General features: G+C 62.4%; 17 protein-coding genes. 4 read left to right on the top strand and 13 right to left on the bottom strand.

Going from position 1 to position 26,195, the window contains the following annotated elements; translation table 11 throughout:
* The first annotated feature begins 1 nt into the window (after position 1).
* Positions 2-1,315: a xylose isomerase gene (gene xylA, locus WG900_RS02655; protein ID WP_339964460.1), complete on the top strand. Its 1,314-nt coding sequence runs from the start codon at positions 2-4 to the stop codon at positions 1,313-1,315.
* A gap of 551 nt (positions 1,316-1,866) precedes the next feature.
* On the opposite strand, the gene WG900_RS02650 is transcribed toward xylA, so the two are convergent.
* From WG900_RS02650 to WG900_RS02605, 10 genes are all read right to left on the bottom strand, one after another.
* Positions 1,867-3,138 carry a sugar MFS transporter gene (locus WG900_RS02650; protein ID WP_339964458.1) on the bottom strand — a complete coding sequence of 424 codons (1,272 nt, stop codon included), beginning with the start codon at positions 3,136-3,138 and terminating at the stop codon, positions 1,867-1,869.
* A gap of 67 nt (positions 3,139-3,205) precedes the next feature.
* Positions 3,206-4,318 carry an S-(hydroxymethyl)glutathione dehydrogenase/class III alcohol dehydrogenase gene (locus WG900_RS02645; protein WP_339964456.1) on the bottom strand — a complete coding sequence of 371 codons (1,113 nt, stop codon included), beginning with the start codon at positions 4,316-4,318 and terminating at the stop codon, positions 3,206-3,208.
* A 27-nt stretch (positions 4,319-4,345) separates the two neighbouring features.
* Complete coding sequence (gene pobA, locus WG900_RS02640) at positions 4,346-5,515, bottom strand: 4-hydroxybenzoate 3-monooxygenase (protein ID WP_339964454.1); 1,170 nt, start codon at positions 5,513-5,515, stop codon at positions 4,346-4,348.
* On the bottom strand, positions 5,512-6,477 hold the full coding sequence (locus WG900_RS02635; protein ID WP_339964453.1) for a fumarylacetoacetate hydrolase family protein: 966 nt from the start codon (positions 6,475-6,477) through the stop codon (positions 5,512-5,514). Before WG900_RS02635 ends, pobA begins: the two co-directional genes overlap by 4 nt.
* A gap of 3 nt (positions 6,478-6,480) precedes the next feature.
* Entirely contained in the window at positions 6,481-7,272 is a 792-nt protein-coding gene (locus WG900_RS02630; RefSeq protein ID WP_339964451.1) for a cyclase family protein, read from the bottom strand.
* Positions 7,269-8,453, bottom strand: a complete 1,185-nt coding sequence (locus WG900_RS02625; RefSeq protein WP_339964449.1) for a cytochrome P450 — start codon at positions 8,451-8,453, stop codon at positions 7,269-7,271. The genes WG900_RS02630 and WG900_RS02625 overlap by 4 nt, the downstream gene beginning before the upstream one ends.
* 44 nt (positions 8,454-8,497) lie before the next feature.
* The gene (locus WG900_RS02620) at positions 8,498-9,661 is read right to left on the bottom strand and encodes an alpha/beta hydrolase family protein (RefSeq protein WP_339964447.1); all 1,164 of its coding nucleotides are present in this window, start codon (positions 9,659-9,661) and stop codon (positions 8,498-8,500) included.
* A 3-nt stretch (positions 9,662-9,664) separates the two neighbouring features.
* Positions 9,665-10,567: a VOC family protein gene (locus WG900_RS02615; protein WP_339964445.1), complete on the bottom strand. Its 903-nt coding sequence runs from the start codon at positions 10,565-10,567 to the stop codon at positions 9,665-9,667.
* Between the two features lie 11 nt (positions 10,568-10,578).
* Positions 10,579-11,694 (bottom strand): FAD-dependent oxidoreductase, encoded by a 1,116-nt coding sequence (locus WG900_RS02610; protein WP_339964444.1) that lies wholly within the window; start codon positions 11,692-11,694, stop codon positions 10,579-10,581.
* A gap of 73 nt (positions 11,695-11,767) precedes the next feature.
* Positions 11,768-12,688 (bottom strand): LysR substrate-binding domain-containing protein, encoded by a 921-nt coding sequence (locus WG900_RS02605; protein WP_339964442.1) that lies wholly within the window; start codon positions 12,686-12,688, stop codon positions 11,768-11,770.
* Positions 12,689-12,789: 101 nt separating this feature from the next.
* On the opposite strand from WG900_RS02605, the gene WG900_RS02600 reads away from it, so the two are divergent.
* The 3 genes from WG900_RS02600 (at position 12,790) to WG900_RS02590 (ending at position 18,869) form a co-directional block, all read left to right on the top strand.
* Positions 12,790-15,066, top strand: coding sequence for a TonB-dependent receptor (locus tag WG900_RS02600; protein WP_339964440.1), 2,277 nt, complete (start codon positions 12,790-12,792; stop codon positions 15,064-15,066).
* A gap of 46 nt (positions 15,067-15,112) precedes the next feature.
* Positions 15,113-17,491 (top strand): TonB-dependent receptor, encoded by a 2,379-nt coding sequence (locus tag WG900_RS02595; RefSeq protein WP_339964439.1) that lies wholly within the window; start codon positions 15,113-15,115, stop codon positions 17,489-17,491.
* A 103-nt stretch (positions 17,492-17,594) separates the two neighbouring features.
* On the top strand, positions 17,595-18,869 hold the full coding sequence (locus WG900_RS02590; protein ID WP_339964437.1) for a family 1 glycosylhydrolase: 1,275 nt from the start codon (positions 17,595-17,597) through the stop codon (positions 18,867-18,869).
* A gap of 22 nt (positions 18,870-18,891) precedes the next feature.
* On the opposite strand, the gene WG900_RS02585 is transcribed toward WG900_RS02590, so the two are convergent.
* From WG900_RS02585 to WG900_RS02575, 3 genes are read right to left on the bottom strand one after another with little or no spacing between them, the layout of a single operon-like run.
* Positions 18,892-19,881, bottom strand: a complete 990-nt coding sequence (locus tag WG900_RS02585) for a Gfo/Idh/MocA family protein (protein WP_339964435.1) — start codon at positions 19,879-19,881, stop codon at positions 18,892-18,894.
* On the bottom strand, positions 19,881-22,595 hold the full coding sequence (locus tag WG900_RS02580) for a glycoside hydrolase family 2 TIM barrel-domain containing protein (protein ID WP_339964433.1): 2,715 nt from the start codon (positions 22,593-22,595) through the stop codon (positions 19,881-19,883). The genes WG900_RS02585 and WG900_RS02580 overlap by 1 nt, the downstream gene beginning before the upstream one ends.
* Before the next feature lie 54 nt (positions 22,596-22,649).
* Complete coding sequence (locus WG900_RS02575) at positions 22,650-25,811, bottom strand: alpha-L-rhamnosidase (RefSeq protein WP_339964431.1); 3,162 nt, start codon at positions 25,809-25,811, stop codon at positions 22,650-22,652.
* Between the last annotated feature and the right edge of the window lie 384 nt (positions 25,812-26,195).

The following is a 26,195-nucleotide window of genomic DNA, read 5'->3' as shown; positions in this document are numbered from 1 at the left end:
CATGTCCGCCGACTATTTCGCCCCGTTCGACACCGTCCGCTACGAAGGACCGGACAGCACGAACGACCTTGCCTACCGCTGGTACGACAAGGACCGCGTGGTCATGGGCAAGCGCATGGAAGACCACCTGCGCTTTGCCGTGTGCATGTGGCACACCTTCTGCTGGCCGGGCAGCGACGTGTTTGGTGCGGGCACCTTCTCGCGCCCGTGGCACGCCGGCCCGAACGATGCGACCCGCGCCGCGCAAAAGCGCGAGGCGGCGCTGGCCTTCGTCGAGAAGCTCGACCTGCCGTTCTACTGCTTCCACGATGTCGATGTGATGGCCGATGCCGACGGCGTTACCGATTTCCGCAAGAGCTTTGCCGAAGCCGTCGACCACCTCGAGGAACTGCAGGGCAAGCATGGCCGCAAGCTGCTGTGGGGCACGGCCAACCTGTTCAGCCACCCGCGCTATATGGCCGGTGCGGCCACCAATCCCGATCCCGAGATCTATTCCTGGGCAGCGCTGCAGGTGCGTGACGCGCTTGAGGCCACGCACCGCCTTGGCGGCGCGAACTACGTGCTGTGGGGCGGCCGTGAAGGCTACGATTCGATCCTCAACACCGAGATCGGCGTGGAGCAGGAGAACTTCGGGCGGTTCCTCAGCCTCGTCGTCGATCACAAGCACCGCATCGGCTATACCGGCACGATCCTGATCGAGCCCAAGCCGCACGAGCCGACCAAGCACCAGTACGATTTCGATACGCAGACGGTCTACGCCTTCCTCAAGCGCTTCGGGCTGGAGAACGAGGTCAAGGTCAACATCGAGGCGAACCACGCCACGCTTTCGGGCCACACATTCGAACACGAAATCGCCATGGCCCGCGCGCTAGGCATCCTGGGTTCGATCGACGCCAACCGCGGCGATCCGCAGAATGGCTGGGATACCGACCAGTTCCCCAACTCGGTCGAGGAAATCACCCTCGCCCAGCTTGAAGTCCTGCGCGCCGGCGGCCTTGGCAATGGGGGCTGGAACTTTGACGCCAAGGTGCGCCGCCAGTCGATCGACGCGGCCGACCTGTTCCACGGCCACATCGGCGGTGTCGACGTGATCGCCAAGGGCCTCCTGCGCGCCGCCGCTGTGATCGAGGACGGCCAGCTCGAAAAGTTCCGCGCCGAGCGCTATGCTGGCTGGAAGGGCGAACTTGGCCAGATGGTCCACGCCGAGGGCACCACCCTCGCCCAGATCGCCGACCGCGCCGTATCAAGCAACGCCGCGCCCGAGCCGAAGTCCGGCCGCCAGGAATGGTGCGAGAACCTCGTCAACCGGTTCTGACGCCAGCAACTGACAAGATGAGAACCCCGCGCAGCAATGTGCGGGGCTTTTCGCGTCCGGCGATGTTGGAAGTTGGTAGCGGAGGAGGGATCCACAAAAATGGTATATGCAACTGATTGCAAACGATATTTTTTCTCAATTTTGTCATAACACCCCCATCGCTACCCCCAAATCGGCTACTTTGCGACGAGATGGGCTCGGCTTGCGTCAGGCCGATAAGCCAGACGACATGACGCTGCGTGGGCAGCAGGCAGACGATCGGAAATGAATCTTGCTCTTAATCAGCGGGCCCTTGGTTCGAGCCCATTTATTCGGCACTCGGGATGCAGCGACCGATAGGCTTTGCGCGCTCGGTCGCTCTCTAGGTAGCAGTACGCGAACGCACCCGATGTCCCGCTAGATCGTCAACCTTAAACACATTGAGCGCTATAGCGGCGCGAGAGAAGCGCATCGCGTCAGCAGTTGCGACGGCGTACCGCGATTGGGTAGATTTCAATGCTCAACGGCTTGGGCCTCAAACTAAGCACTGGTGCAAGGATAGGTGGCGACAGTCATCCGGCTGCTCTCCGAGAGACCCAGCCATAAAATGCGATTGCTAGGTAGCAGCAAACCGGCACGAACAAGGCTGTGGCCAAGCCACTGGCATCCGCGACCGTGCCAAAAAGCAATGGGATCAACGCCCCACCGACAATTCCCATGCAAAGCAGCCCCGACCCTTGTGGGGTGCGCTCGCCAAGCCCATCTACTCCCAACGAAAATATCGTCGGGAACATGATGGAATTCATAAGACCGACTGCGAGCAGCGCATAGGCGGCAAATGGTCCACTGCTGAGCCCGGATATTGTTGCCAACGCTGCTGCACCGAATGCGAATGCGGCCAGTACTAACCCTGGCGACACAAAGCGAAGGATGATCGAACCAATAAAGCGGCCCGCCATGGCTCCGCCCCAGTAAAACGCAATGAAGGCTGACGCGGCCCGCTCTGTGACACCGAGGATGTTTGGCTGAACAAGGTAGTTGATCAACATCGAGCCAATCGAGACTTCGGCACCGACATAGAGGAAAATGGCTGCAACGCCGCCACCAAGCCTCTGCTCTCGCAGCAACGCGAAGGAACCACCGTAGGAGATCTGCGGCTCGCTCGTACGAGGCATTTGGTTTCGCTGCAGCCAGAAGAAACCAGCGATTAGCGCGAGAACCGCAGCGATTCCGAGATAGGCATCGCCAATAACAGCAGCCTCCTTAGCCAGTAAAGCGGTTCGTTGATTTTCTGGAAGTGATACCGGGTCGATATTCGCGAGCGAGCCAAGTATGATCGCACCGCCGATTGGCGGAAAGACTGTGGTACCCAGTGAGTTGAAGGCCTGGGCCAAGGTCAAGCGGCTCGATGCAGTCGCTCGGCTACCCATGTTTGCGATGAGTGGGTTGGCTGCGACCTGGAGGATCGTAATTCCTGAGGCGAGGACAAATAGCGCCAGGAGGAAAGTCGCGTACACGCCTGAACTTGCTGCGGGAATGAAGGCCAAACATCCAAGCGCCATGGTGCCAAGGCCGATTACGATTCCCTTCAAATAGCCGACCCTCGCGATCAGACTGCCTGCAGGTAGTGACACCAAGAAATAGGCTAAGAAGAATGCGAACTGGGTGAGCAATGCTTCTGTGTAGGTTAGCGAGAACAGGCCCTTCAGTTTCGGGATCAGTACGTCGTTGAGGCTGGTCAGACCGCCCCAGATGAAAAACAGCGATATAGGGGCAACGATCATCGGCCTGACCGCCGAACCATTTTTGTATTGAATGGCTGCGCTCGTCTGGAGCGGTTTCATATTCATACTTTTCCCTTCACGACCGACCGCTCAAATTTCACAGTAGGAGTGACAATTATTGTCGGTATCAGAACACCACGACCGAACGGATCGACTTGCCCGCGTGCATCAGGTCGAAGGCGGTGTTGATTTCCTCCAACCCCATGACGTGCGTGATCATCGGGTCGATTTCGATCTTTCCGGTCATGTACATGTCGACGATCTTGGGTACGTCGGTGCGGCCCTTGGCCCCGCCGAACGCCGTGCCGCGCCAGTTGCGCCCGGTGACGAGCTGGAACGGGCGGGTGGCAATTTCCTTGCCGGCTTCGGCCACGCCAATGATGATCGAGGTGCCCCAACCGCGGTGACACGCTTCGAGCGCAGTCCGCATAACTTCGGTGTTGCCGGTGGCGTCGAAGGTATAGTCCGCGCCGCCGTCGGTCATGGCGACGATCTTCGCCACGGTGTCTTCACGGCTCAGCCCGCGCGAGTTGAGGAAGTCGGTCATGCCGAACTTGCGGCCCCATTCCTCGCGGTCGGGGTTGAGATCGACGCCGATGATCTTGCCCGCACCCGCCAACCTCGCGCCCTGGATGACATTGAGGCCGATGCCGCCGAGCCCGAAGACCACGACATTGTCGCCCACCTGCACATTGGCAGTATTAATCACCGCGCCGACCCCTGTGGTCACGCCGCAGCCGATGTAGCAGCTCGTCTGAAACGGCGCGTCGTCGCGGATTTTCGCAACGGCGATCTCGGGTAGCACGGTGAAGTTCGAGAAAGTGCTGCAGCCCATGTAGTGGAAGATGGTCTGGCCCTTGTAGGAAAAGCGGCTGGTGCCATCGGGCATCAGCCCCTGCCCCTGTGTGGCGCGGATCGCGGTGCACAGGTTGGTCTTACCGCTCAGGCACGACTTACACTGCCGGCATTCGGGCGTGTAAAGCGGGATCACGTGATCGCCGGGCTTGACGCTGGTTACCCCGACCCCGACCTCGCGTACGATCCCGGCGCCTTCATGACCGAGCACCGAGGGGAACAAGCCCTCGCTGTCCAGTCCGTCGAGCGTGTAGGCATCGGTGTGGCAGATCCCGGTTGCCATAATCTCGACCAGCACTTCACCCGCATTGGGCCCTTCGAGATCAAGCTCGACAATCTCAAGCGGCTGCTTGGCGGCAAAGGCAACGGCGGCGCGGGTCTTCATGATGGATTCCTGTCTAATAAGCGCAGATTAAACCGGCAGTCCGACATAGTTCTCGGCAATGCTGGTCTGGGCGGCGCGGCTGGAGGCGATGTATTCGAGCTCGGCGACCTGCATCGCCCGCTCGAACGGGCCGTCTTCGGGAAAGCGGTGCATCAGTTTGGTCAGCGACCAACTGAATCGCTCGGACTTCCATACCCGGGCGAGGGCCTTGGCCGAGTAACCGGCGATGCCATCCGCTTCGCCGCGCCTGAAGAAAGCGGTGAGCGCCTCGGCGGCGTAGTGCACGTCGCTTGCGGCAAGGTTGAGACCCTTGGCTCCGGTTGGGGGCACGATGTGCGCAGCGTCACCGCACAAAAGCATGTTGCCGTGGCGCATCGGCTCGAACACGTAGGACCGCAGCGGCGCGATCGACTTCTCGATCGACCGCCCACGAGTGATGTTGGCAGCGGGTTCGGGGCCAAGGCGGATGGCGAGCTCGTCCCAGATGCGCTCGTCCGGCCAGTCTTCGACCTTCTCGGTCAGCGGCACGTCGATGTAGTAGCGGCTACGGGTCTTGCTGCGCATCGAGGCGAGCGCGAAGCCGTGCTCGTGGTTGGCGTAGATCAGCTCGGAGTGGCAAGGCGGGACATCGACGAGGATGCCGAGCCAGCCGAACGGATAGACCCGCTCGAACTCGCGCGCGACGCTTGCGGGGATTGCCTTGCGGCTCGGCCCGTGGAACCCATCGCATCCGGCGATGAAGCGCACGTCGATGCGCTGCGCGGCGCCGCCCTTGGTGTAGGTGACGTAGGGCGCGTCACTCTCGATGTCGTGCAGCGCCACGTCGGCAACGCCGTAGATGACTTCCAGTCCGCGCGCGGGCGCCGCGTTCATCAGGTCGCGGGTGATCTCGGTCTGGCCGTAGACCACCACCGTCTTGCCAGTCAGCGCTTCACAGTCGATGCGGATCAGGCGTTCGCCGTCGGCGAGGTTGAATCCCGCTTCGACTAGCCCCTCGGCCTTGAGCCGCGCGTCGAGGCCGAGGCGCTCCATCAGGCTGACGGTAATCTGCTCGAGCACGCCGGCGCGGATGCGACCGAGGACATAGTCAGGGGTCTGCCGCTCGAGCACCACGCAGTCCACGCCTTCCGCGCGGAGCAGATGGCCGAGCATCAAACCGGCCGGTCCGGCCCCGATGATCGCAACCTGAGTCTTCATGCTCGTGCGACTTCCTGCACTATGGCGCCGAAGGGCGCTGCGCCGTCAGAGCATTGGCCAACCATGCGGATCGTCTCGCCAAATTGCAGAAACGGCGTGCTCGGCGCACCAACTGCGATGATTTCGATTGCGCGACGTTCCGAGATGCAGGCGGAACCGGTCGACGCGTACTGCGCATTGGAAACCGTGCCCGAGCCAATCACCGTACCGGCGACAAGATCACGTGTGCGAGCCGCATGAGCGACCAATTCGGCAAAGGAGAATGCCATCTCACCGCCATTGACGAACCCAAAACGCGCTCCGCCACGCTCGACCAGAAGGTCAAGGCACACACGCCCGTTCTGCCAGTGCTCACCCAGGTAATCGGGTGTCACGGCGAACGGTGCCATCGAACATGCGGGCTTTGCCTGGACCCAGCCGAAACCTGTCTTCATCTCCACAGGCGCGATCGTGCGCAGCGACCAGTCGTTGATCTGCACCACCAACCGGATGTATCCTGCCGCCTGCTCCACGCTGGTGCCCATCGGCACGAAATCGACGATCACGCCGAATTCACCTTCGAAGTCGATGCCGTCAGCCTCACTGGGAAAAGCAGCGGGCTCAACCGGGCCGAGAAAACGATCCGACATCCCTTGGTACATCAGCGGCCGCGCGCGATCGATCGGGTCCATGCCGAAGGCGACCTGCATCAGCTCGCCGTGGGTCACGAAGGCCGAGCCGTCGAGCCATTGCCATGATCGAGGCAGCGGAGCGCGAAGTTTCTCGCTGACGACGGCCTCGCCGTCACCGGCCTCGAGCCTGTCGGCAAGGCTGCGGAGATCCGGCAGGGCATCGGACCAGCTCTCGATTGCCGTTAGCAGGCTGGGCCACTTCGGACCGGCTGACATCGATCGTTCGCCATCGCCCGAGACTACGATCAATTCGCCATCGGGAAGGCCGTTTTCGTAGGTTGCCAAACGCATCCGTCAGTCCTCGAAAATCGCGACAGCCCGGGTCCATCCGGCCGAAGCGCCCTTGATCTTGTGCGGGAAGCAACTGACGAGGAAACCGTCTGCCGGCAGCGCCTCGAGATTATGCAGCTTCTCGAGATGGCAGTAGCCGATCTCCCGCCCCGCCTTGTGTCCTTCCCAAATCAGCGAGGTGTCACCGGTCTCGGCCACTCGCCGCGCGGTGTGAGCAAACGGCGCGTCCCAGCTCCACGCATCGGTTCCGGTCACCCGAATGCCGCGCGAGGTCAGGAACATCGTCGCTTCGTATCCCATGCCGCATCCGCGGTTCACATAATCGGGGTCGCCCAGCGCGGCTCCGGCGGCCGTGTTGACCAGGACGATCTCAAGCGGCCTCAACTGATGCCCGATGCGGTGGAGTTCGGCTTCGACATCGGCTGCTGTGACCACGTAGCCATCCTCGAAATGGCGGAAATCCAGCTTCACCCCTGGCTGGAAGCACCAGTCGAGCGGTATCTCGTCGATCGTCATGGCCGCCACGCCGCCATCCTGGGTCGGGTGATAATGCCAGGGAGCGTCGAGATGCGTTCCGTTGTGTGTGGTCAGCCGCACCCATTCCGCCGCCGCGAACCCTGCCCCGTCCGGGGTCTGCTCCGCGGTCACACCAGGAAAGAAATGCGCAAGTTCGGACATGGTCTCGCCGTGCGCCTGGTAGGTGATCTCGGGACGGAGAAACGGCGGGTCGCTTACAACGTCGTTGCATAGCGTGATCGACAGGTCGACGAACCTGCGGGTGGCTGCGGTGCTCATGCCGCCACCAGTTCGACCGGGAGGGTGCCGAGCGCATAGAGGGTGTTGTTCGGCCGCCGTGTCGCTGGCCCTGCGGCTCTGATCTCGGCAACCTGCTCGACCAGCGCGGTCAGGACCGCTTCCGCCTCGTATCGGGCGACCATCTGGCCGAGACACTGGTGAATGCCGAAGCCGAACCCGACATGGCCACTCGCATTGCGGTCGATGTCGAAGCGGTCGGGATCGTCCCAGCGCCGCGGATCGCGGTTGGCCGAGGCCAGAAACAGCAGAACTTTGCTCCCCTCCGGAATTGTCGTCCCCGAAACGTCCGCATCGCGGCTGGTCGTCCGGTAAAACGTCTGCGCCACCCCGCCCCAGCGGAGGCTCTCCTCGATCGCTTTGCGATAGAGCTCCGGTTTCTCCTTCAGCTTGCGCCATTCGTCGGGAAACTGGGTAAAGGCGAACACCAGGTTGGCTATGCCGTTGACCGTCGTGTCGACGCCGGCCGAAAGAAACGAACGGACAAGGCGCTCGGCTTCATCCTCCGAGCAATCTCCCCGGTCGGCCGCGGCATAGACCTCGCGGCCCCAGCCATCGGGCTTGAGGAACTCGCGCTTGCAGCTTTCGGCAACCCACGCCGTGGCGGCCGCGGCTTGCGACATGCTCTGTTCAAGCAGCGCGTTGCGGGGACCGAACGCATTAAACACCGTGGTGGCGTAGGGAATCAGGTTCTCCCGGCCTTCGTCGCGAAGTCCGATCATGTCCGGGAAGATGCTGAGCGGAAATGCCTCGGACAGGTCCGCTACCGCATCGACCGTGCCGCGCCCGACCAACTCGCCCACCAGCGCTGCGGCCTTGGCGCGCCATTCCGGCTGCCGGGCTTTGAGACTCGGCAGGGAGGCGACCTTGTTCATCAGTCCGCGGGTACGTTCGTGGAGCGGCGGATCGGCCTCGAGCAGCAGCGACGGCGGGCGCCAAGGCTGCTCGGTGGCAAAATCGGCCAGGCCGACGCCGCGCGAGGACACGAAGGTCTTCCAGTCGTCGAGCGCATCGCGGACTTCGGCAAAGCGCGCGAGCCCGTAGCACTGGTACCGCTCCAGCCAGACGACCGGCCCCGCTTCGCGCAATCTTTCGTGATGCGGGAACGGATCGGTCAGCACCGCCTCGTCATATGGATCAAAATCCAGTGCGCTGATCTTCATGTGGCTTCTCTCCCGGCGCGATCATCCACGCTCATCCCGGCATTTCAGGTGCTGCCGGTGTTTCCGCCCAGCGTTTCGGCAAACCAGTCGGCGATGCAGTCACGCCCATAGGCCATGTTGTCTGCGCCCACGTGCTCGACGCCACCTTCGCGAGCCGTGAAGATGACCTTTTCGCGGCGCGGCGAGTTGACCAGCTGGTCATACAGGTCGTCGGCGTAGGACAGGCTGATCTGCCGGTCTTCGGCCCCGTGCGTGACCAGGAACGGCACCCGGATGCGATCGACATGTCCGTTGAGATTCATCGCTTCCGACTTGACGAGGAACTCGTCCATGTCCTTCGCCCCGAAGGCCCACATCACATGCGCCCAATAGTGCGGGACCGGGTTTTCGCCTTCGCGCATCATCCGCTTATTCTGCACCTCGCGCCAATTGTGATTGGCGCCCCAGACCGCGCCGCTGGCGAACCTCGGCTCGTAAGCGACGGCGCGGGGAGCGAAGTGCCCGCCAAGGCTGATCCCTGTCATCCCGATCCGCGCGGGATCGACATCGGGCTGGCTTTCCAGCCAGTCGACCGCCCTTGCGGCCCATCTTTCCGAATGCGGATCGACCGGCAGTCCCTGCAGACGCAGCGCCTCGCCCGAGCCCGGCTGGTCGACGCACAGCGTGGAAATGCCGCGCCGGGCCAACGCCTCAGGCAGTCGCGACCAGTAGAGCAGCTCCTTGCAGCTATCGAGACCATTGCAATAGACAACTACAGGCTTGCGGCCCTCGCCCGGCGCGCGCGTATAAAGCGCTGGCATTGTTCCTTCAGCCAACGCGATCTCAACCCGGTCGCGGTTGATCTGCCCAAGTGCCGTCGAGCGGTCGAACGAATCCCTCGCCTTGCTGTAGGTGGCTTCGCGGCCGGGCGCACCATGCCCCTGCATCCGTTCCGCAGTGATCAGGTAGAGCGAAGCCCGCTCTAGCTTGTTCGAAGCGGAGATCGCATGCCCCCTTGCCTCGTCCTCGGCGGCGAGCTCGATCAGCTTCTCGCCCATCGCCGCCCACTGTTTCATGAATGCCGGCGTGCCGGCATCTGCACCGCTCGCCGCCGCGTCCCGGATTGGCTGACACATATCGACAATCTCGCCAATCTGCCCGCCGCTCTCCATCGCTATCGCAACAGAAAGGTTCCAGATGTAATTCGGGAAGAGTTCGAGCAGCGCCATCGATCAGGCCTCGACCGCAACGAATAGCCCGGGATTGGGATGGGCATGCGGCATTGTCTGCGGCCCCCCGACGCCGATACCCCACTGATCCATGATCAGCGGCGCGGGCGTATAGGTATTTGGCTGGTGGCTCTCGAAATCCACTTCCTCCAGCTCCGAAGTATACTCCGTGACAAAACCACCCGGCGTGACGAAATAGCTGAAGGTATTGTTTCCGGCGGTATGACGGCCCGGCCCCCACTGGATGTCGATGCCCTTGAGCTTGAGACGATGTGCTCCGCGCATCATATCGTCGACGCCCAGCATATCGTAAGCGACGTGGTTCAGGCACGGCGGCCCCGGCAATATGGCGAGACGATGGTGCGCGCTGTTGCAGCGCAGGAAGCACATGAAGTCGCCGAGCCAATCCGAAACCTTAAATCCCAGCACATCGCAAAAGAACCGGACGAGCCCCTGATGGTCAGGGGAGTGCAGGACGAGGTGGCTAATCTTGACCGGTAGCCCTTCCCACTTGGCAATCTCGCGCTTTGCCCCGCGCGCCACATCGGACGATATCTCCATCTGGATGCCGTCCGGAGTGAAAAAGCGGAACCCATAGCCGCCCCCTGGCGACGTCAGCTTGCGCGGTTCATGGACGACCTTCGCACCGGACTCCTGAACCTTGGCGCACAACGCATCGACGTCGGCGCTGCAGTCGGCAGCAAGTGCGATCACGTCGACACGGTTCTCTTCGGCCTTTCGAAGGCGCACCACATGGTGTTCGTCATGACCGGGAGTCTTGAACCAAGCCATGCCGTCATCGCTTGTGACGGGGTCGAGACCAAAGATCTCGCCATAGTAAGCCTGCTCGGCTTCAATATTGGTAACGCCATAGCCGACATAACGTATTTCGGAAACGCGGGTCATTGCTGATCCTCTCAAATGGGCTGGGATATGACCGCGAACATCTCCGCGGTGGCCTTGTGGTTGTCGATCGCGGGGCCCTTGCCGAGCTGCCCGTGACAGATCGCCAAACTTGACGTCACGATGTACGCGCAGCGTTCGAAGCGGCGATCGCGATAGGCGCGAAACGCCGATTCCGGATCGTCGTGCCGGGCCAATTCCTCCGCGAGCACGATCGCGTCCTCGATCGCCATTCCGGCGCCTTGGCCGAGATGCGGCGTGGTCGCGTGCACAGCATCGCCAAGCAGGACTGTGCGGCCGCTGTGCCAAGGACCGGTGACAAGGACACCTTCGAGCGGCCGATACACCACTGCCGCATCGTCGACTATCTGATCGGCAAGCGCACGGATGGCAGGCGCGCAGCCCGACAGCTTCGCAGCCATAGTAGCAGCTAGGCCGCGCAACGGATAACGGGGGTTCCCGGGCTCAGGGGTGGTGACGTACATGTACATCACTTCATTGCTGATCGGCACCAGTCCGACCCCGGTCGAGCCGTTATAGACCTGCAATGCGTCAAGCGCCGCAGGGCGCGGAAAATTGTAGCGCCAGACGGATTGACCGGTAAATTCGGGCTTCTCGGCCGCAGGCAAGACCATGTCTCGAACTTGCGAGTAGACACCGTCCGCACCGATCACCAGATCGTAGCGGCCCACCGAACCGTTTGAGAAGGTCACGGTGACCCCGGCCCCATCGTCGTCCAGTTGCTTCAGCGTCAGACCCAACCTGGTCTGTGCGCCGAGCGCGGCGGAGCTTTCGGCGAGCACCTTCTGCAGGGCCGTCCTGCTGATACCGACGTTCGCGGGTTGCCCCTCGACGAGACGGGGTGTCGGCACCCGAGCCGCCATCGTGCCGTCCGGCAGGAATATCTCGACGGCGTCGAACCCGCAGGCGGCATCCAGGAAAGCACTCAACACGCCAAGCTGGTCCATCGCCCTGATTACGTTGGCCTGCTGGATGATCCCGACGCCGTAGACGCTCCAGTCCGGATCGCGCTCGATCAGCTCCACCGAATGACCGGCCCGCGAGAGCGATATAGCCGCGGACAGTCCGCCGATGCCCGCCCCAACGATCAGAATCTTCTGCTGATGCACGCTGCTCTCCCCATGGAGAGCGGTGCGTAGCAAGCGCAGCCGAATATCAAAAAGTGATTATTCAAATAGAATTCTACTTGAATTTCTGATTGAACTTCTCCGAGCACTTCGCGATCTGGGCAACCATCCACTTGATCCCCGGATCGTCGGCGCGGGTTTTGTGATACTGGACCATCTCCTTCATCACGGGAAATTCGAAGGGGAGTGGCTGGTAGACGATCTCGCCCCTGCTCCGGACCATCTTCGCCAAACGCTCGTGCATGATGGCGAGACGGCTCGTTCCGACCAACAACTCGGGAACGAGGGAAAACGACGCCGCGTAGATCTCGATCCTCCGCTCCTTCCCCCGATCCTTGAGATGAGTCTCGGCAAAGGTGACGCGGCTGGTTCGGCCCATTTCGACCGCGACGTGACCGTGCGCATAGAAGTCGTCCTCGCTTAGCGGCTTCTGCAGCACGGCATTCCCGGACCATCCCGCGACGACATATTTTTCCTCAAATAGCAGTTCGGTCGGATGGCCGGGATGACAATGCTCAGTGGGAGTGAGAATCAGATCCAATTCTCCCCGATCCAGCAAGCCGAGCATTTCATCGGAAGGCGGTTGCAGATCCAGCCTGATGCCTGGCGCCAGCGCAGCCAGCCGCGGCACCAGATCCGCAAACAAAATCGTCGACAAGTAATCGGAAACGCCGATCCGGAACCAGCGATCGGACTTCAGGGGATCGAAGGCCGAAGTCTGGGTTATCAGCTGGTCGACCTGAGCGAGGATCGCCTTGGTCGGCTGATGCAGCGCCAATGCGAAGGCGGTCGGCATCATCCGCTTGCCGTATGCTGTAAGGATCGGATCGCCAAAGTAGTCCCGGAGCCGGGCCAGAGCCGCGCTCGCCGCTGGCTGACTGAGGTGCAGCCGCTCCGCTGCCTTCACCGTGTTGCACTCGTCTAGCAGCACATCGAGTGCCGCGAGCAGGTTGAGATCGAGACCCTTGACGCGCATGTTCTATCACCCAAACAAGTTGCAACCGATAAATACAAACAGTTTTACTGATTATCAGACCATCGGTATGGAAAGTCAAAATCAAAAGGGGGAGGCGTGTAATGGCCAAAATTCAGTTTCTCGCGGGCGTTGGTCTTGCCGGAATCGCATGGGCGACCCCGGTTGCCGCGCAGTCGGCCGCACCGGAATCAAGCGATCAGGGGCTTTCGGAAATCATCGTCACGGCCCAGCGCCGGGAAGAGAACCTTCAGAAAGCCGCCCTGCCCGTCAGCGCCGTTGCCGGCGACGTGCTCACCCAGCAGAGCATCACCCAAGCGACCGACATCACACGTCTCGTTCCGTCCTTGCAGATCGCGCCGGCCGCCTCTTTCACGCAGATCTACCTGCGCGGGGTCGGGACGTTCGGCGCGAATGCCTTCGCCGAACAGGGCGTCGCGTTCAATCTCGACGGCGTATATCTTTCGCGTCCCGCGGCGCCCGCAGCGCTATTCTACGATCTCGAGCGCATCGAGGTTCTGAAAGGTCCGCAGGGCACCCTATATGGACGCAACGCCACGGGCGGTGCCGTCAACCTCATCACCAAGCGCCCCGCTCTGGGTGACGCCTCGGGTTACATCAACGCCGAATACGGCAACTACGATGCCCTGAAAGGCTCGGGGGCGATAAATCTGCCGGTGGGGGACATCGCGGCTATCCGGCTCTCCGCCCAGTACGCCAAGCACGATGGCTACTTCAGCGACGGGTACGACGACGAAGACACGCTAGGGGTCCGCGGGCAGTTCCGCCTGGATACGGGCGCCGGCTTCAACATGAACTTGATGCTCGACTACGGGCATGTCGGCGGCAAGGGCTCGGGCGGTACGATTATGCCGTTGCTGAGCGGCAACCGCCGCCTAGGACCCAGCGATCCGGCCGTGATCGCCGCATATCTCGCGCGGACACCCACCGCGCCGGTGCCTCAGCTCATCGCCCGAAACGACGGGTTCCAAGACAACGACTATTACGGGGCGGTCGTCACTGCCAACGCCGACCTGGGTTTCGCCAAGCTCACCGTGATCCCGGCCTGGCGGCGCACCAACCTGGACTTCGAGAGCTATGCCTCCTCGTTCTTGATCGACGTCACCGAGGACAGCGACCAGATGTCACTCGAAGCGCGCCTCGCCAACGAGTCCGCGCGGTTCAAATGGGTCCTGGGCAGCTACTACTTCAGCGAGGACACCTCGGCCCGCCAGTTCTTCAACCAGGCCTCGAACGGCACCCGCATCAACTCCGAGCTTCAAACGCGCAGTTTCTCGGTCTTCGGTGAAGCGACCTTTTCGCTCTCCGACACTTTCCGCCTGACCGGCGGGCTGCGCTATACCCGCGATAACAAGCGGCAGGTCACCGAAGCGCACACCCTGCCCTTCGTCGGCTTCGTACCCCCCGGCCCGCCCGCGTTCATTCCGATCATTCTGGACATCCGGACGGACGCGACCAGCGACGTCGACTTCTCAAAGGTGACCTGGAAGGCGGGGGTCGAGTTCGACCTGGCGGAACGCTCGCTGCTCTACGCCACGGCCTCCACCGGCTTCAAATCCGGTATCCTCTATTCGGCGCTGGGCCAGAACTACTCGCAGCCCGAACTGTTGACCGCCTTTACCATCGGGTCAAAGAATCGCTTTCTTGACAATAAGTTGCAGTTCAATCTTGAAGCATTCTACTGGGACTACAAGGATCAGCAGGTGTCGCACCTGGCGCCCGTGCAAGTCGCATCGACTCCGGGCGGCCCGATATTCGGTCCCGTGTTCAAGACCGAAAATGCAGGGGCAGCCACTATCTATGGCGCGGAGGTGGAACTGCTGTGGCAACCCAGCCGCAATGACCTGCTGTCGCTGAATGTGCAGTACCTGCACACGAAGTACGACGACCTGCGCTACCAGGCCTATTCGACGACCGGTCCGGCACCCGTCATCGGCTGTGCCGTTTCGCCGACAAGCCTGACCGGAGCTTCCGCAGCGGCCCGCATCTACAACGTCGACTGCTCGGGCCAGCCGCTCCCCAACGCGCCGCGCTGGGCGATCAACGCAGGCTACGAGCATACCTTCGAACTGGCCGGTGGCAGCAAGGTCATCGCTGGTGTCGATACGCGGATCGAATCATCCAGGTATCTGTCGCTCGATTACCTCACGCTCGGTCGGCAGGGCAGCTACATGGTGTCCAACGCCAGGGTGACCTGGGAAAGCGCGTCGGGCGCGATCTCGCTGACCGGGTTCGTCAACAACCTCGAGAACGAACTGGTCTTCGCCAATTCCCTGCAAAGCCCTGCCAAAGCGGGGGTCATCTACAACCAGCTGCGTCCGCCGCGGACCTACGGCATTCGCGCAAGTGTGCGCTTCTGATCCTGCATCGGTTCAACCCGAATTTCAATTCATGGAGTATCAAACGATGAAGACTAACTCGAGACTGAAGGCTGGCCTTGTCCTCACGACAATGCTTGCGAGCATACCTGGCGTCGCTTTTGCGCAAGAGACCGCTGCCGCTGAAGGAGACGCCGCAGCCGGTGAGATCGTCGTGACCGCCCAGCGGCGCAGCGAGAGCATCCAGAAGGTGCCGCTCAGCCTGACCGCGGTGACCGGGGCGGAACTGCGCGATCGCGGGATCAGTGACCTTGCCGGCGTAGCGGCGGCCGCTCCCAGCCTCCAGATCGGCTCCGATGCCAGCTTCTCGGTTCGCGGCGTCGGTACCCTGGCTTTCGCCGGAACGATCGACTCCAGCGTGGCTCTTGCAGTCGATGAGGTCAACATGGGCCGCCCAGCACTGGGCACTCCCTTGCTGATGGATCTGCAGCGCGTTGAAGTGCTGAACGGGCCGCAAGGCCTTTTGTTCGGAAAGAACGCCTCGGCCGGCTTGCTCAACGTCGTGACGGCGCGGCCCGAACTGGGCGTCTTCGGCGGCTCGACCGAGCTCGAGTTTTCCTCTCGCGACACGCCCGGCTCCAACCGCAGCGCTCCGGGCATCATCGCCAAGCAGGTCCTCAATATCCCCGTTTCGGCGAACTCGGCGCTGCGTCTGAACGTCCTCTACGGCTATCAGGAATCCCCGGTTACCAACATCGGGACCGTCGCGGCGGGCAACCGGTTCGATTCCAATCGCCGGAATTTCCAGATCAAGGGCAAGTACCTGGCCGAGTTTTCGGACTCGTTCTCGCTCTACGTAATCGGCGATTACAACCGCGCGACGGGCGCCGGATCGTTCTTTGACGCCACCTGGCGCCAGTTTGGAACTGGAAGCGCGGCCCGGCCGGTCTATGCGCAGGTCGGCGGCGTCGCCGGGCCCGACAATTTCCTCTATGCCGGTGACGGCGCGATGTATCGCGACATCAACACCGGCGGAGCCCAGGCCACGCTCAAGTACGTGACCGGATCGGGCCTTGAGATCTCGAATCTCTTCGCCTGGCGCTTCTATGACGTCGAGCAGTCGCTCGACATCGACCGCCTTCAGACCAATCTGGTCAACGTCAACTACACTAAGGCCCGCTACGACCAGTATTCCAACGAGCTGCGCGTCGCCCTGCCGTCGGGCAACCGCCTGGGCGGTCAGGTCGGGCTCTACTACTTCCAGTCGAAGCTCAACCAGGAAGGCGAAATCTTCGGCAACCAGGGGCTTCCTTCGTTCGTCCTGCCATCCTTCCCCTTCTGCGTCGGCGCCACGGCTGTACCGGGTGCATTCCCTCCGACCTGCTCGGTCCGCAACGACTACTTCATCGGCCGCGATGCCAAGTACACCATGGACACCAAGAGCTATGCGGCGTTCGGTCAGCTAACCTACGAGATCGTCGATGGGCTGCAGGTGATCGGCGGAGCACGGTTCACGCATGACAAGATCGACGTCGACCTGTTCCACGGCAAGCGTAACTACTTCATCTCGCTTTCGGGCCCCAACGGTCGCTACCTGCAGACCTCTTCCAACGACAATTTCAGCTGGAAGCTCGGCGCGCAGTACCAAGCCACTCCGACGATCATGTTCTATGCTTTCCATGGCCGTGGCTACAAGGGTCCCGGTTTCAACGATACAGCGATCCGGAACTCAAGCGGCGTCGGCTTCATCCCAACCATCCGGCCCGAAATTTCGAACACCACCGAAGTTGGCGTAAAGTCGAGCTTCTTCGACCGAAAGCTGACCTTCAATATCTCGGCGTTCAACACGGACTTCGACGACTACCAGGTGCAGTCGCTCGATACTGCGCTGCAGACGTTCGTCGTCCAGAACGCGGCGAAGGTGCAGGCGCGCGGCATCGAAGTGAACGTCAGTGCCCGTCCCTTCGCAGGCCTCACGATCAATGGCGGCTTCAACATCCTCGACACGAAGTTCAAGAGCTTCCCGGGTGCGCAGTGCTATCTCGGGCAGGCGGTTGCGAGCTGTGCGGTGAACAACACGTTTGACGCGACTGGCCTAAGGCTGCCCATTTCGCCGAAGTTCACCTCGACCGTCCAAGCGACCTACGAGCTCCCGGTGTCGGGAACCACCGTCCCCTATATCCAAGGCAACTGGTATCACCGCTCTTCGGTCAACTACATTCTGAACGGCGCGCCCGGCGGCGCATTCGGAGCGGTCGACACCTTCGGGTTCAGCCTCGGTGTGAAGGTCGGGGACAAGATGCAGTTCAGCCTGTTCTGTAAGAACTGCACGAACGAGCACATTCCGCAGAGCATCGGGATCGATCCAGGCGACCTTGCTGGCCGCCCTGCGGCCCTGTCCTACACGCAGGTGTTCGGTCTCGATGCCGTACGCTCCGTTGGCGGGACGCTGACCATCCGCTACTAATCGGTGCTCGGGGTGGCCCCGCTGGGCCACCCCGACACGCAATCTGATCTTTTCGGAACTTGCCCCAATGGACCGACGCACTTTCAGCCAAGCGGCCGCCGCCATGATCACCCTGGCCGGCGTCCCCGCCGTGGCAGCGGGCGCGGTTCGACGGCAATTTCCGTCAAGGTTCCTGTGGGGCGCATCGACGTCGGGCCATCAGACCGAGGGAAACAACGTCGCCAGCGATTTCTGGCACATGGAACATTGCGCCAAGAGCATGTTTGCCGAAGCATCCGGCGACGCCGCGGACAGTTTCAATCGCTGGCCGCACGACCTGGATCTGGCGAAGTCGCTTCATCTAAACAGTTACCGTTTCTCCCTGGAATGGGCGCGTATCGAGCCTGAGGAGGGGAAGTTCTCGGACGCGATGCTCGAACACTACCGTTCGATCGTCGAAGGGTGCAAAGCGCGCGGCCTCGCAGCTGTCGTGACATTCAATCACTTTTCCTGCCCGCGCTGGTTCGCGGCACGAGGCGGCTGGAGCAATCCTGCCGCGCCCGATCTGTTTGCGCGCTACTGCGCCAAGGCAGCTCAGGCGATCGCGGCGAACATCGACTATGCCGTGACAATGAATGAGCCCAACCTTCCGTCGATCCTCGCCTGGGCCAATGTGCCCGGGCAGCTCTACGAAGCTCATGCTAGCATGCTTGCGGAGTGTGCGAGGTCGCTTGGCGTTGCAGATTTCTCCGCTGGCTTCTTGCTCCCGCGCGCCCAGTTCGCCCCGATAATACCCATTATGGGCGCGGCCCATCGCAAGGCAAGAGCTGCGATCAAGTCGGCTCGCCCAGACCTCCCTGTCGGGATGTCGTTGGCGATTACGGACGATCAGGGGGTCGGGACAAATTCGAAATTGAACGCGAAGCGGGCCGAAGCTTATCAGCCGTGGTTCGAATTTGGCGCTCAGGACGAGTTCGTGGGCGTCCAGAATTACGACCGGATGCAGATCGATGCGAACGGGCCCGTCGCACCGCCCGCTGCAACTCCGCGGAATTTCATGGGTACGGAAATTTATCCGGCCTCTCTGCAAGGTGCCGTACGATATGTGCACGCTGCAACCGGCAAGCCGGTTTTGGTCACCGAGCACGGACTGGGAACAGACGATGACGCGCTTCGCAGGGGCTTCATCACCGACTCCCTCGCTGGGCTTCACCAAGCCATCGTGGAAGGCGTTCCCGTGCTTGGCTACATGCACTGGTCGCTCATCGACAATTTCGAATGGTATTTCGGCTTCCAGCCCAAGTTCGGCTTGGCTGCGGTCGACCGACAGACCCAAAAGCGAACGCCCAAACCGAGCTCCGCCGTCTTGGCGCGGATCGCGCGGTCGAACCGGGTCTGAGGATCGGCGCGCGTGCCCTTGGCTACGCGCGGCCCATCATTTTCGTGATCAGCCGCTGAGCGGCCAGCGCATCTTCCCCGGACGGCACCGGGCTTCGACCGGCTTCGATCGCGGCATGAAATTCGCGCAAGACCTCGCGGTGCGCCTGGTGATCGAACGCCATTATCCCGGCGCCTGATCCGGAGCTGCCGCTGTCGCCGGCTGTTTCAACTCTGCCATCGTGCCAGGTCACTTCCAGAAGCCCACCGGTCAAGATAGCCGTCCCGCTCGTGCCAATCAGCTCGATCACTTCGGGACGACCCGGGAAGCAGGCCGTCGTCGCCACGAAACTGACACTGGCTCCGCGCACCGTGCGCAGCAGCGCCACGACGTGATCTTCGGCCTCCATTTTGTGAATGCTTGTCGTGGTCGGTACGGAGGCGATCAGGTCCAACGGCCCGACCAGCGACAACAGTAGATCAATGCTGTGAATTGCCTGCGTGAGCAAGACTCCCCCGCCGTCGCGATGGTATGTCCCCCGCCCCGGCTCGTCGTAATAGGATTGCGGCCGCCACCACATGAAATTGAGGCTCGCGGCCACCACTTCGCCCAGTTCTCCCGCCTGCACCAATTGCCTGAGCCGCACCGCGCCCGGGCGAAAGCGATGCTGCAGGACCACCCCGAGCCTGCGTCCCGCGCGCTCGGCTGCGGCGACAAGGGCCGATGCGCGCTCAAGCGATATGTCGAGTGGCTTTTCGACCAGCACATCCTTGCCGCACTCGAAAGCGTTTCGTGCCAGCTCCAGATGCGAACTCGGGGGCGTCAGCAGTATAACCGCGTCTGTTCCGGGATCCGCTATCGCCGCATCGACATCGGCGCTCACCCGAAATCCCAGGCTTTCAGCCAATCCCTTGCGCGCGCCCGACCCTCTGCTGGCGACCTGGACGACCTGTATCGTATCCTTCAGGTCTGCAAGGCTCAGCAGATGGGGCTCGGCCGCAAGCCCGAGACCGATCACTGCAACTTTGAGCATCAGTGATCGACGCGTTCGACTTGAATCGCCGAGACGATCGCCTGACCGGACCGCGGCTTGAACCACAAGTCAAGCAGTCCGTCCCTTACCGGTGTCACGAATGAACGGATCACTGCTGCGTTTGCCGCAGCACCGCTCTTGGCCGGATCAAACCGGCCGATCGCGACCCTTCCGCCAGCCAATACGTCGAAGACCCGCACGCTCTTGTCGGAAGGTTCGATGAAAGTCAGCGTCACCCGGTACTTGCCGTTTGAAACCGGAATTCGATAGCGGAACTCTCCCTCCCGGTAGGTTGCGGCAATCTCGCTGTCGGCTGTACCCGCTATCTGGGTTGGCTGCGCCGGCTTGCCGAAGTCGGCTGGCTTGACTACCGATCCTGGCTTGCCGCCTTGGAAGAAGTTGTCCGAGCCGAACACCCCTGCCGCAGCTCTTGCGGCGACCATCGCGCCACTGTCGATCCGTGTGCTGCGCAGGGCCTCGGGAGCGACCTGCCAGAATATCCTATCTTCCTGTGAGCCGCTGGAGAACTCCCCGCGCGCTAGAATTTCGTTGGCGCCCGATTGCAACTGGATGCCCGTCCAGACGCAGACCCGCTGAGGGCAATCGGTCAAGGTTGGCAGAGCATTGCCATTGACGGTCAGGGTGGTTCGCCGGGCATTGCTGTAGACGCGGACATCCGTCACTGCGTAGGCCCGGTTCGCATAGCGCCGGCCGGTAACATAGACCATCGGGGTCGAGGTCCAGTTCGCCATGTAGAAGTAATAGGCGTCCTTGCGGGTCTTGTGGTCGAACGCGATCAGACCCTTTGTGTTGATGTCATCGGCATCGCCTTCGTGGCGAACGGTCGAAGCAAAATCGAAGGCTGCCCACAGCCACGTTCCCCACAGGTCGCTACGCCGCGAAAGGAGCGGCCAAGTCTGCTCGTGAACGTAGCTCTCGTATTCCTCGGGCTGGGCTCGGCCGCGTGAGTCCACCATGCCGCCGAGCACATTATCGGTATGCACCGAAAGTGCGCCGCCGGCACCGTACTCGGTGACCGACAACGGCTGGCTGGGACGCTGCGATCGCAGCAGATCGAGATGACCCGGCAAATCGCCGGGCTCGCCGAAATACCATCCGAAGTAGCGGTTGGCACCGCCGACATCAGCGGCGGGCGCCGTGATCGGCACCGTCACATCGGCGGCGAACAGACGCCCCTCGCAACACGTCGCAAGCGCCGTCGGCCGGGTGGGGTCCAGGGTCTTGGCGTATTGGTTGAGTTCCGCCAGCAGCGGCAAGGGATCGGGACCCGCTCCTTTGAAGCCCGTCAGGAACGCGGGAAGCGAATTTCCGAAATCGACCTCGTTGGCGATGCCCCAGACCGCCACCGAAGCGTGGTTCTGATTCTGCCGGATCAGCTCGGTCATTTGCTGTCTTGCGTTGGCCCGGAGCTTCTCGGTGGCGACTTCTGCCTCGCCGAACGTCCACTGGGAGACCAGGGGGATCTCGTCCCACAGGATCAGGCCGTACTGATCTGCCAGTTCGTGAATGTACTGGCTGTGCTGGTAATGGGTCAGGCGGATCGACGTCGCACCCATCTCGCGCAGGAGTTTGATGTCCCCTTCGACGTCGGCGCGCGAAATCGCCCAGCCCTTGTCTTCCCGATCCTGGTGGTAGCCCACGCCCCGAATTGCATAGGGCTTTCCGTTCAGCAAGAAGCCCCGCGTCGGGCTGATCTCGATGGTCCGGATTCCGAATGGCTGCTCGACGCTGTCGATCACCTCCCCGTCCGGCTTGAGGACGTCGAGCACGAAGCGGTAGAGGTAGGGGTCATCGACCGCCTGCCACAGCCGGGCCTTGTCGACGCGCAGCGAATTCTTGACGGTTACCATGCCGCCCGGAGCGATTGCCTCGAGCTGATCCTGCGATGCGACGACGGTCCCTTGCGCGTCGATCAGGCGCGCCCGGACCCTTACGGTGGATGCCGCTTTCGCTCCGTTGGCGACCCGGGCTTCGGTGTCCACCACGGCCGAGCCGCCCTCGATGCTTCGCGTCGTCGCGTAGGTGCCCGGTCCACCCGAATCGAGCATGTCGACATGGACATTGTTTGTGACGACGATCCTGACAGGCCGATAGAGTCCGCCTGGAACGAAGAAATCACCCGACAGCGGCAGGACGTCGACTGTCGAAGAGCCGGGAGCTGGCCGGGAATTGTCCGTGCGTACGGCCAGGATGTTGGGCCCGTCGGTGCGCAACGCGTCCGTCGCGTCGAACCTGAAGCGCGAATAACCGCCCTGATGCTCCCCGAGCAACTTGCCGTTCAACCACACCGATGCAATTCGGCTGGCCGCATCGAACTCCAGCCATACCCGCTTTCCGGCGAGCCGCGCTGGGGACGTGAACGACAGTCTGTACCAGCCCAGACCCATCGCCTTGTTGATCACTTCGGGAGTGTTGATCCGGCTGGGCACCTGCGGCTGATAAAGCCCGACCCGGTTCCAGCTGTGGGGAAGCGATACCGAGGCCCAGGCATGGTCGTCGAATGTGAGGCCTTCGGCACGGGAAGTTCCCTCGCCCTGACGGAACCGCCATCCGTCTGTCAGCGGAATGACGATGCGCGCGCCGGTTACACCTTGAGAGGTCGCTTCGCGGGGGTACGGGCCATTCGCGTAGGACGCTGCAGGAAGGAGGAGCAGACAGACAAGACAAGCCCTCACGGCGAATTTCGACGACATTCCCAACTCCCTTTCTTGCACTCAGCTCGAGACGCTTGAGGCCTTCACCCCGGCCTAGACCCCTGTCAGCCTGATGAGGTGGCGGCCCGAGCGGAGCAGATGGAGCCGCCCCTCGCCACCCGGACATTCCGCTCCGTCACCCAGCGCTTTGCCGCCGGCAGTTCCGGTCGCGCCTACCGGAAGACAGAGATCAGCGCTTGCGCCTGACGGCACTTGCACGTCGAGCTCGGCTCCGCCGTGAGTCGGCCGAATGTCGACCGCGATTGCGCCGCGCACGCTCTCGTACCGTGCTCTAATCCTGCCGAGTCGTCGGTCGAACAACGGAGCAATACGCATCCGCGCAAAGCCGGGTTCGATCGGGACTATTCCGGCCACACGCCGGTAAAGGAACCCGCAAACCGCACCGAAGGCGTAGTGGTTGTAGGAATTCATCGCGGGATCGCCGGAATCGCCGTTCCACCGCTCCCACATCGTAGTCGCACCAGCGCGCACCATGTGGCCCCATGACGGGAAGTCGGTGCGAAGCAGCAGATCGACCGCAGTGTCGCGATGACCCGTGTCCGCCAGGACGTCCAATGCCAGCGGGGTCCCGAGGAACCCCGTGCTAAGCGCCGTGCCCCTCCTTTGAATGTCGGCGACGAGCTTGTCGGCCGCCAACGCACGCAGGCTCCGGGGCACCAGGTCCATCGACAGACCCAGGATGTAGCTCGTTTGGCTGCCATTGCCGACCGAACCGTCCTCCCGGACAAATGCCCCGGCGAACGCCTCCCGCACGCGTTCGGTCGCCAATCGCAACTCGCCGGCCTCGCTTTCGCGGCCGGTCCAGCGAGCCAAGTCCGCCAGTTGAGCCAGTGAGCGCGCCAGCATCGCGGTCGCAACCAGCCCCTTCGGCGTGGTCTCGTCGCCCGGCTGCTTGGCGTCGACCGCCAGCCAGTCGCCGAAATCCACGCCACGATTGTGCGCCCATAGCCCGTCCGGATTGGCCTTCAGAATACCGTCGACATATTTGCGCATCGCCCGCCAATTCTCGTCGACGATGGCGCGATCACCGTACCGAACATAGCTAATGTAGGGCAGCATTACGCCCGCATCAGCCCAGCCTGGCGTGGACTGCGGCGGACCGAAGCCCGCGGTTGCCGGCATCGGCGCCCACAGCGGATAGTTTCCTGCCGGCCCCTGTGCCGCGCGAAACTCTCTCAGCCATTCGCGCGTGAAGGAGCCGACGTCCATGTTGAAGGCGGCGGTGTCCCAGAAAATCTGGGCATCACCTGCCCAACCAAGGCGCTCATCGCGCTGCGGACAATCGGTCGGGATGCCCAGAAAATTCGAGCGCTGGCTCCACATCGTGTTGAGCCAGACCTTTTGCACGACTGGTTGATCGACCGCGAAGGTGCCGGTCTCCTCGATCCCGCTGGTCATCACCAATCCCGCAACCTGGTTCGCCGCCAGTCCCGTGACCCCCGAGATCTCCGCGTAGCGAAAGCCCTGGTAGGAATAGCGCGGCTCGAGGACCACGCGGTCGGTGGCCTTGTCGAACCGGTAAGAGTCCTCGGCGCGGGCTGCTCGCAGGTTGCGCCGGTCGAGTTCGCCTTTTGCGTCGATCAGTTCGGAGTGTCGAACCGTGATCGTCCGGGCGTGGACTCGCGGCAATCGCAGCCGGACCCGACCGGCGAAGTTCTGTCCGAAGTCGGCGACATATCGATCGGGGCCGACTTGCCTGAGCGCTTGGACGCTCAGTTCTCTCGTCACTTCGATCGGCGGCGTAATTGACGACACCAGCGGCACCGCCGGGCCGGAAGCGAGATGCGCCGGCTCCCAGGCACTGTCGTCGAAGCCCACTGCCTGCCATCCGGCCTGGTCTTGCGAGTAGTCCCAATCCTCTCCGCCGTAGACCTCGGAATAGCGCAAGGATCCAGCAGCGCCCCGCCAATCTTTCGCGCCGCTAACGATGGTTGTCCCTGCGGGTGAAGTCGCTTCGAGCTGGACCAGCAGGCGCCGCGGGGCAGGCCCGAATGGGTAGCGTCCAACTGGCGCGAGATAGCTTGCGTAAAAGCCGTCTGCGACGCGCGCTGAGATGACGTTCACCCCAGGGCGCAGGAACCCGCCGACGTCATAGACGCGGTAAGGCACGTGGTGAGCGAAGTCGCTCGGGCTGACCTCCAGCGCGGCATCGCTGACTGGAGCGCCGTTTATCCAGATTTCGTAGGCGCCCAGCGCCGCTGCGTAGAGCCTCGCCCCCTGCGGTCTGGCCTCGAGGCGGAACTCCCGCCTGAGCAGGCGGGCGGGCGCAGCTGGCCAGGGAAACAGCGGTTGCGGGTCCATGACTTCCGCCACCGCGGCCTTCCGGGTTGCGAGATCCTCGGCAAGGAGGGTCGTCCAACCTCCCGAGATGCGCCGGTGCTGGCCTCCCTCCGTCACGCGGACCTGCGCCGCCACTGCAACGTTCGGTTTGGTGAAATAACCCGGGGTTGCCGATATCTCGGCCTCAAGCACGTGGTCGCCCGCTTCAAGCGGGGACTCGAGGCGCAGCGCAGGCGGGGCGCCGAAAGCGTTCCGGTCCCACGACGGAAGCGGCAGGTCGCGTCCGTCCAGGCTCAACCGGTGCAGGGTGCCATCGACGGAAAGTGTGATCAGGCCGTTCGCCTTCTCGCTTGAGAAGCCCAGCCTGAACAGGCGCGGCTTCCCTACCCCCGCGGATCCATTCACCCAAGCGGCGCCGGCTTCGCGGTCGCCGCGTTCGACCGCGTCTTCGCAAGCCAGCCAGGAGAGGTCCCAGTCTTTCGGGTTCAGAAGCCCCATTTCCCAGAACGATGATTGGGAAGTGGCCGTCGCTCCATGCTGGTCGCGAACCGAGACCATCCAGAAACACCGCTGACGCGAAGACAGCGCCGCGCCTTCATAGACCGCAGTAATCGCGTTGCGACTTTCGACCCACTGCGAATCCCAGAGGTCTGCGACACCGGACCTGAGGGCCTGCTCGCTGCTCGCGACCCGGATGCGGTAGGCCGCCGCCGAAATGCCGTCGCCGGCCTCGAAGCGCCAGCCCAGCGATGGCTGGCTGGACTCAACGCCGAGCGGCGTTTCAACCTGCGCAACCCGCAAGCCGAAGACCTTCAGCTTCGTCAGGTTGGCCGCAAGAACAGATTTACTGGATAGAAGTGGAGCGGCCGATGTCGTAACAATAAATGCGCGCCTGCTGAGGTGTAGTTTTCCCACGAATTATCACCTCAAATTTCTTGCATCGCATTCTACCAGCTCGCCCAACCCGCACATACATCTACTTGAAAGTGCTGATCAAGCTCAGGTGCCGAATAGGTATCGATAAGCAAGGCTGATAGGTAGCGCGGGAGTGACTGCCGCCCTGCCGGGCACTGCCTGGAGTTCGCGGCAGGGGTGCAGTCCGCGTCGAATTTCTGCTTGAGGTGCTCTACACCCGAAAACCTGGACCGTTCTGGGTTAGAGTTTCGGCTATGAGTCCGCGAAATGGCGACTATCCGGATGAAGTTTGCCATTTCATGTCTCAACTTTAGATCTTCAATCAAGGTGTTGTCGGCACGACTGGCGACTTTCCACCCTCTGCTCTGCCGCAACATTTCGGTA

Source organism: Novosphingobium aquae, assembly GCF_037572715.1.
Lineage (GTDB): Bacteria > Pseudomonadota > Alphaproteobacteria > Sphingomonadales > Sphingomonadaceae > Novosphingobium > Novosphingobium aquae.
Note: the sequence above shows the minus strand (reverse complement) of the source record. Positions and strands in the feature narration are given on the sequence as shown.

Coding starts and splice junctions, on each gene's coding strand:
- WG900_RS02620 (WP_339964447.1), bottom strand. CDS start 9,661: ATGGCGCTGCTCGAACTCTTCCCGAATTACATCTGGAACCTTTCTGTT.
- WG900_RS02605 (WP_339964442.1), bottom strand. CDS start 12,688: ATGCGCGTCAAGGGTCTCGATCTCAACCTGCTCGCGGCACTCGATGTG.
- WG900_RS02580 (WP_339964433.1), bottom strand. CDS start 22,595: ATGTCGTCGAAATTCGCCGTGAGGGCTTGTCTTGTCTGTCTGCTCCTC.
- WG900_RS02615 (WP_339964445.1), bottom strand. CDS start 10,567: ATGACCCGCGTTTCCGAAATACGTTATGTCGGCTATGGCGTTACCAAT.
- WG900_RS02595 (WP_339964439.1), top strand. CDS start 15,113: ATGAAGACTAACTCGAGACTGAAGGCTGGCCTTGTCCTCACGACAATG.
- WG900_RS02585 (WP_339964435.1), bottom strand. CDS start 19,881: ATGCTCAAAGTTGCAGTGATCGGTCTCGGGCTTGCGGCCGAGCCCCAT.
- xylA (WP_339964460.1), top strand. CDS start 2: ATGTCCGCCGACTATTTCGCCCCGTTCGACACCGTCCGCTACGAAGGA.
- WG900_RS02600 (WP_339964440.1), top strand. CDS start 12,790: ATGGCCAAAATTCAGTTTCTCGCGGGCGTTGGTCTTGCCGGAATCGCA.
- WG900_RS02625 (WP_339964449.1), bottom strand. CDS start 8,453: ATGAAGATCAGCGCACTGGATTTTGATCCATATGACGAGGCGGTGCTG.
- WG900_RS02630 (WP_339964451.1), bottom strand. CDS start 7,272: ATGAGCACCGCAGCCACCCGCAGGTTCGTCGACCTGTCGATCACGCTA.
- WG900_RS02590 (WP_339964437.1), top strand. CDS start 17,595: ATGATCACCCTGGCCGGCGTCCCCGCCGTGGCAGCGGGCGCGGTTCGA.
- WG900_RS02645 (WP_339964456.1), bottom strand. CDS start 4,318: ATGAAGACCCGCGCCGCCGTTGCCTTTGCCGCCAAGCAGCCGCTTGAG.
- pobA (WP_339964454.1), bottom strand. CDS start 5,515: ATGAAGACTCAGGTTGCGATCATCGGGGCCGGACCGGCCGGTTTGATG.
- WG900_RS02635 (WP_339964453.1), bottom strand. CDS start 6,477: ATGCGTTTGGCAACCTACGAAAACGGCCTTCCCGATGGCGAATTGATC.
- WG900_RS02650 (WP_339964458.1), bottom strand. CDS start 3,138: ATGAAACCGCTCCAGACGAGCGCAGCCATTCAATACAAAAATGGTTCG.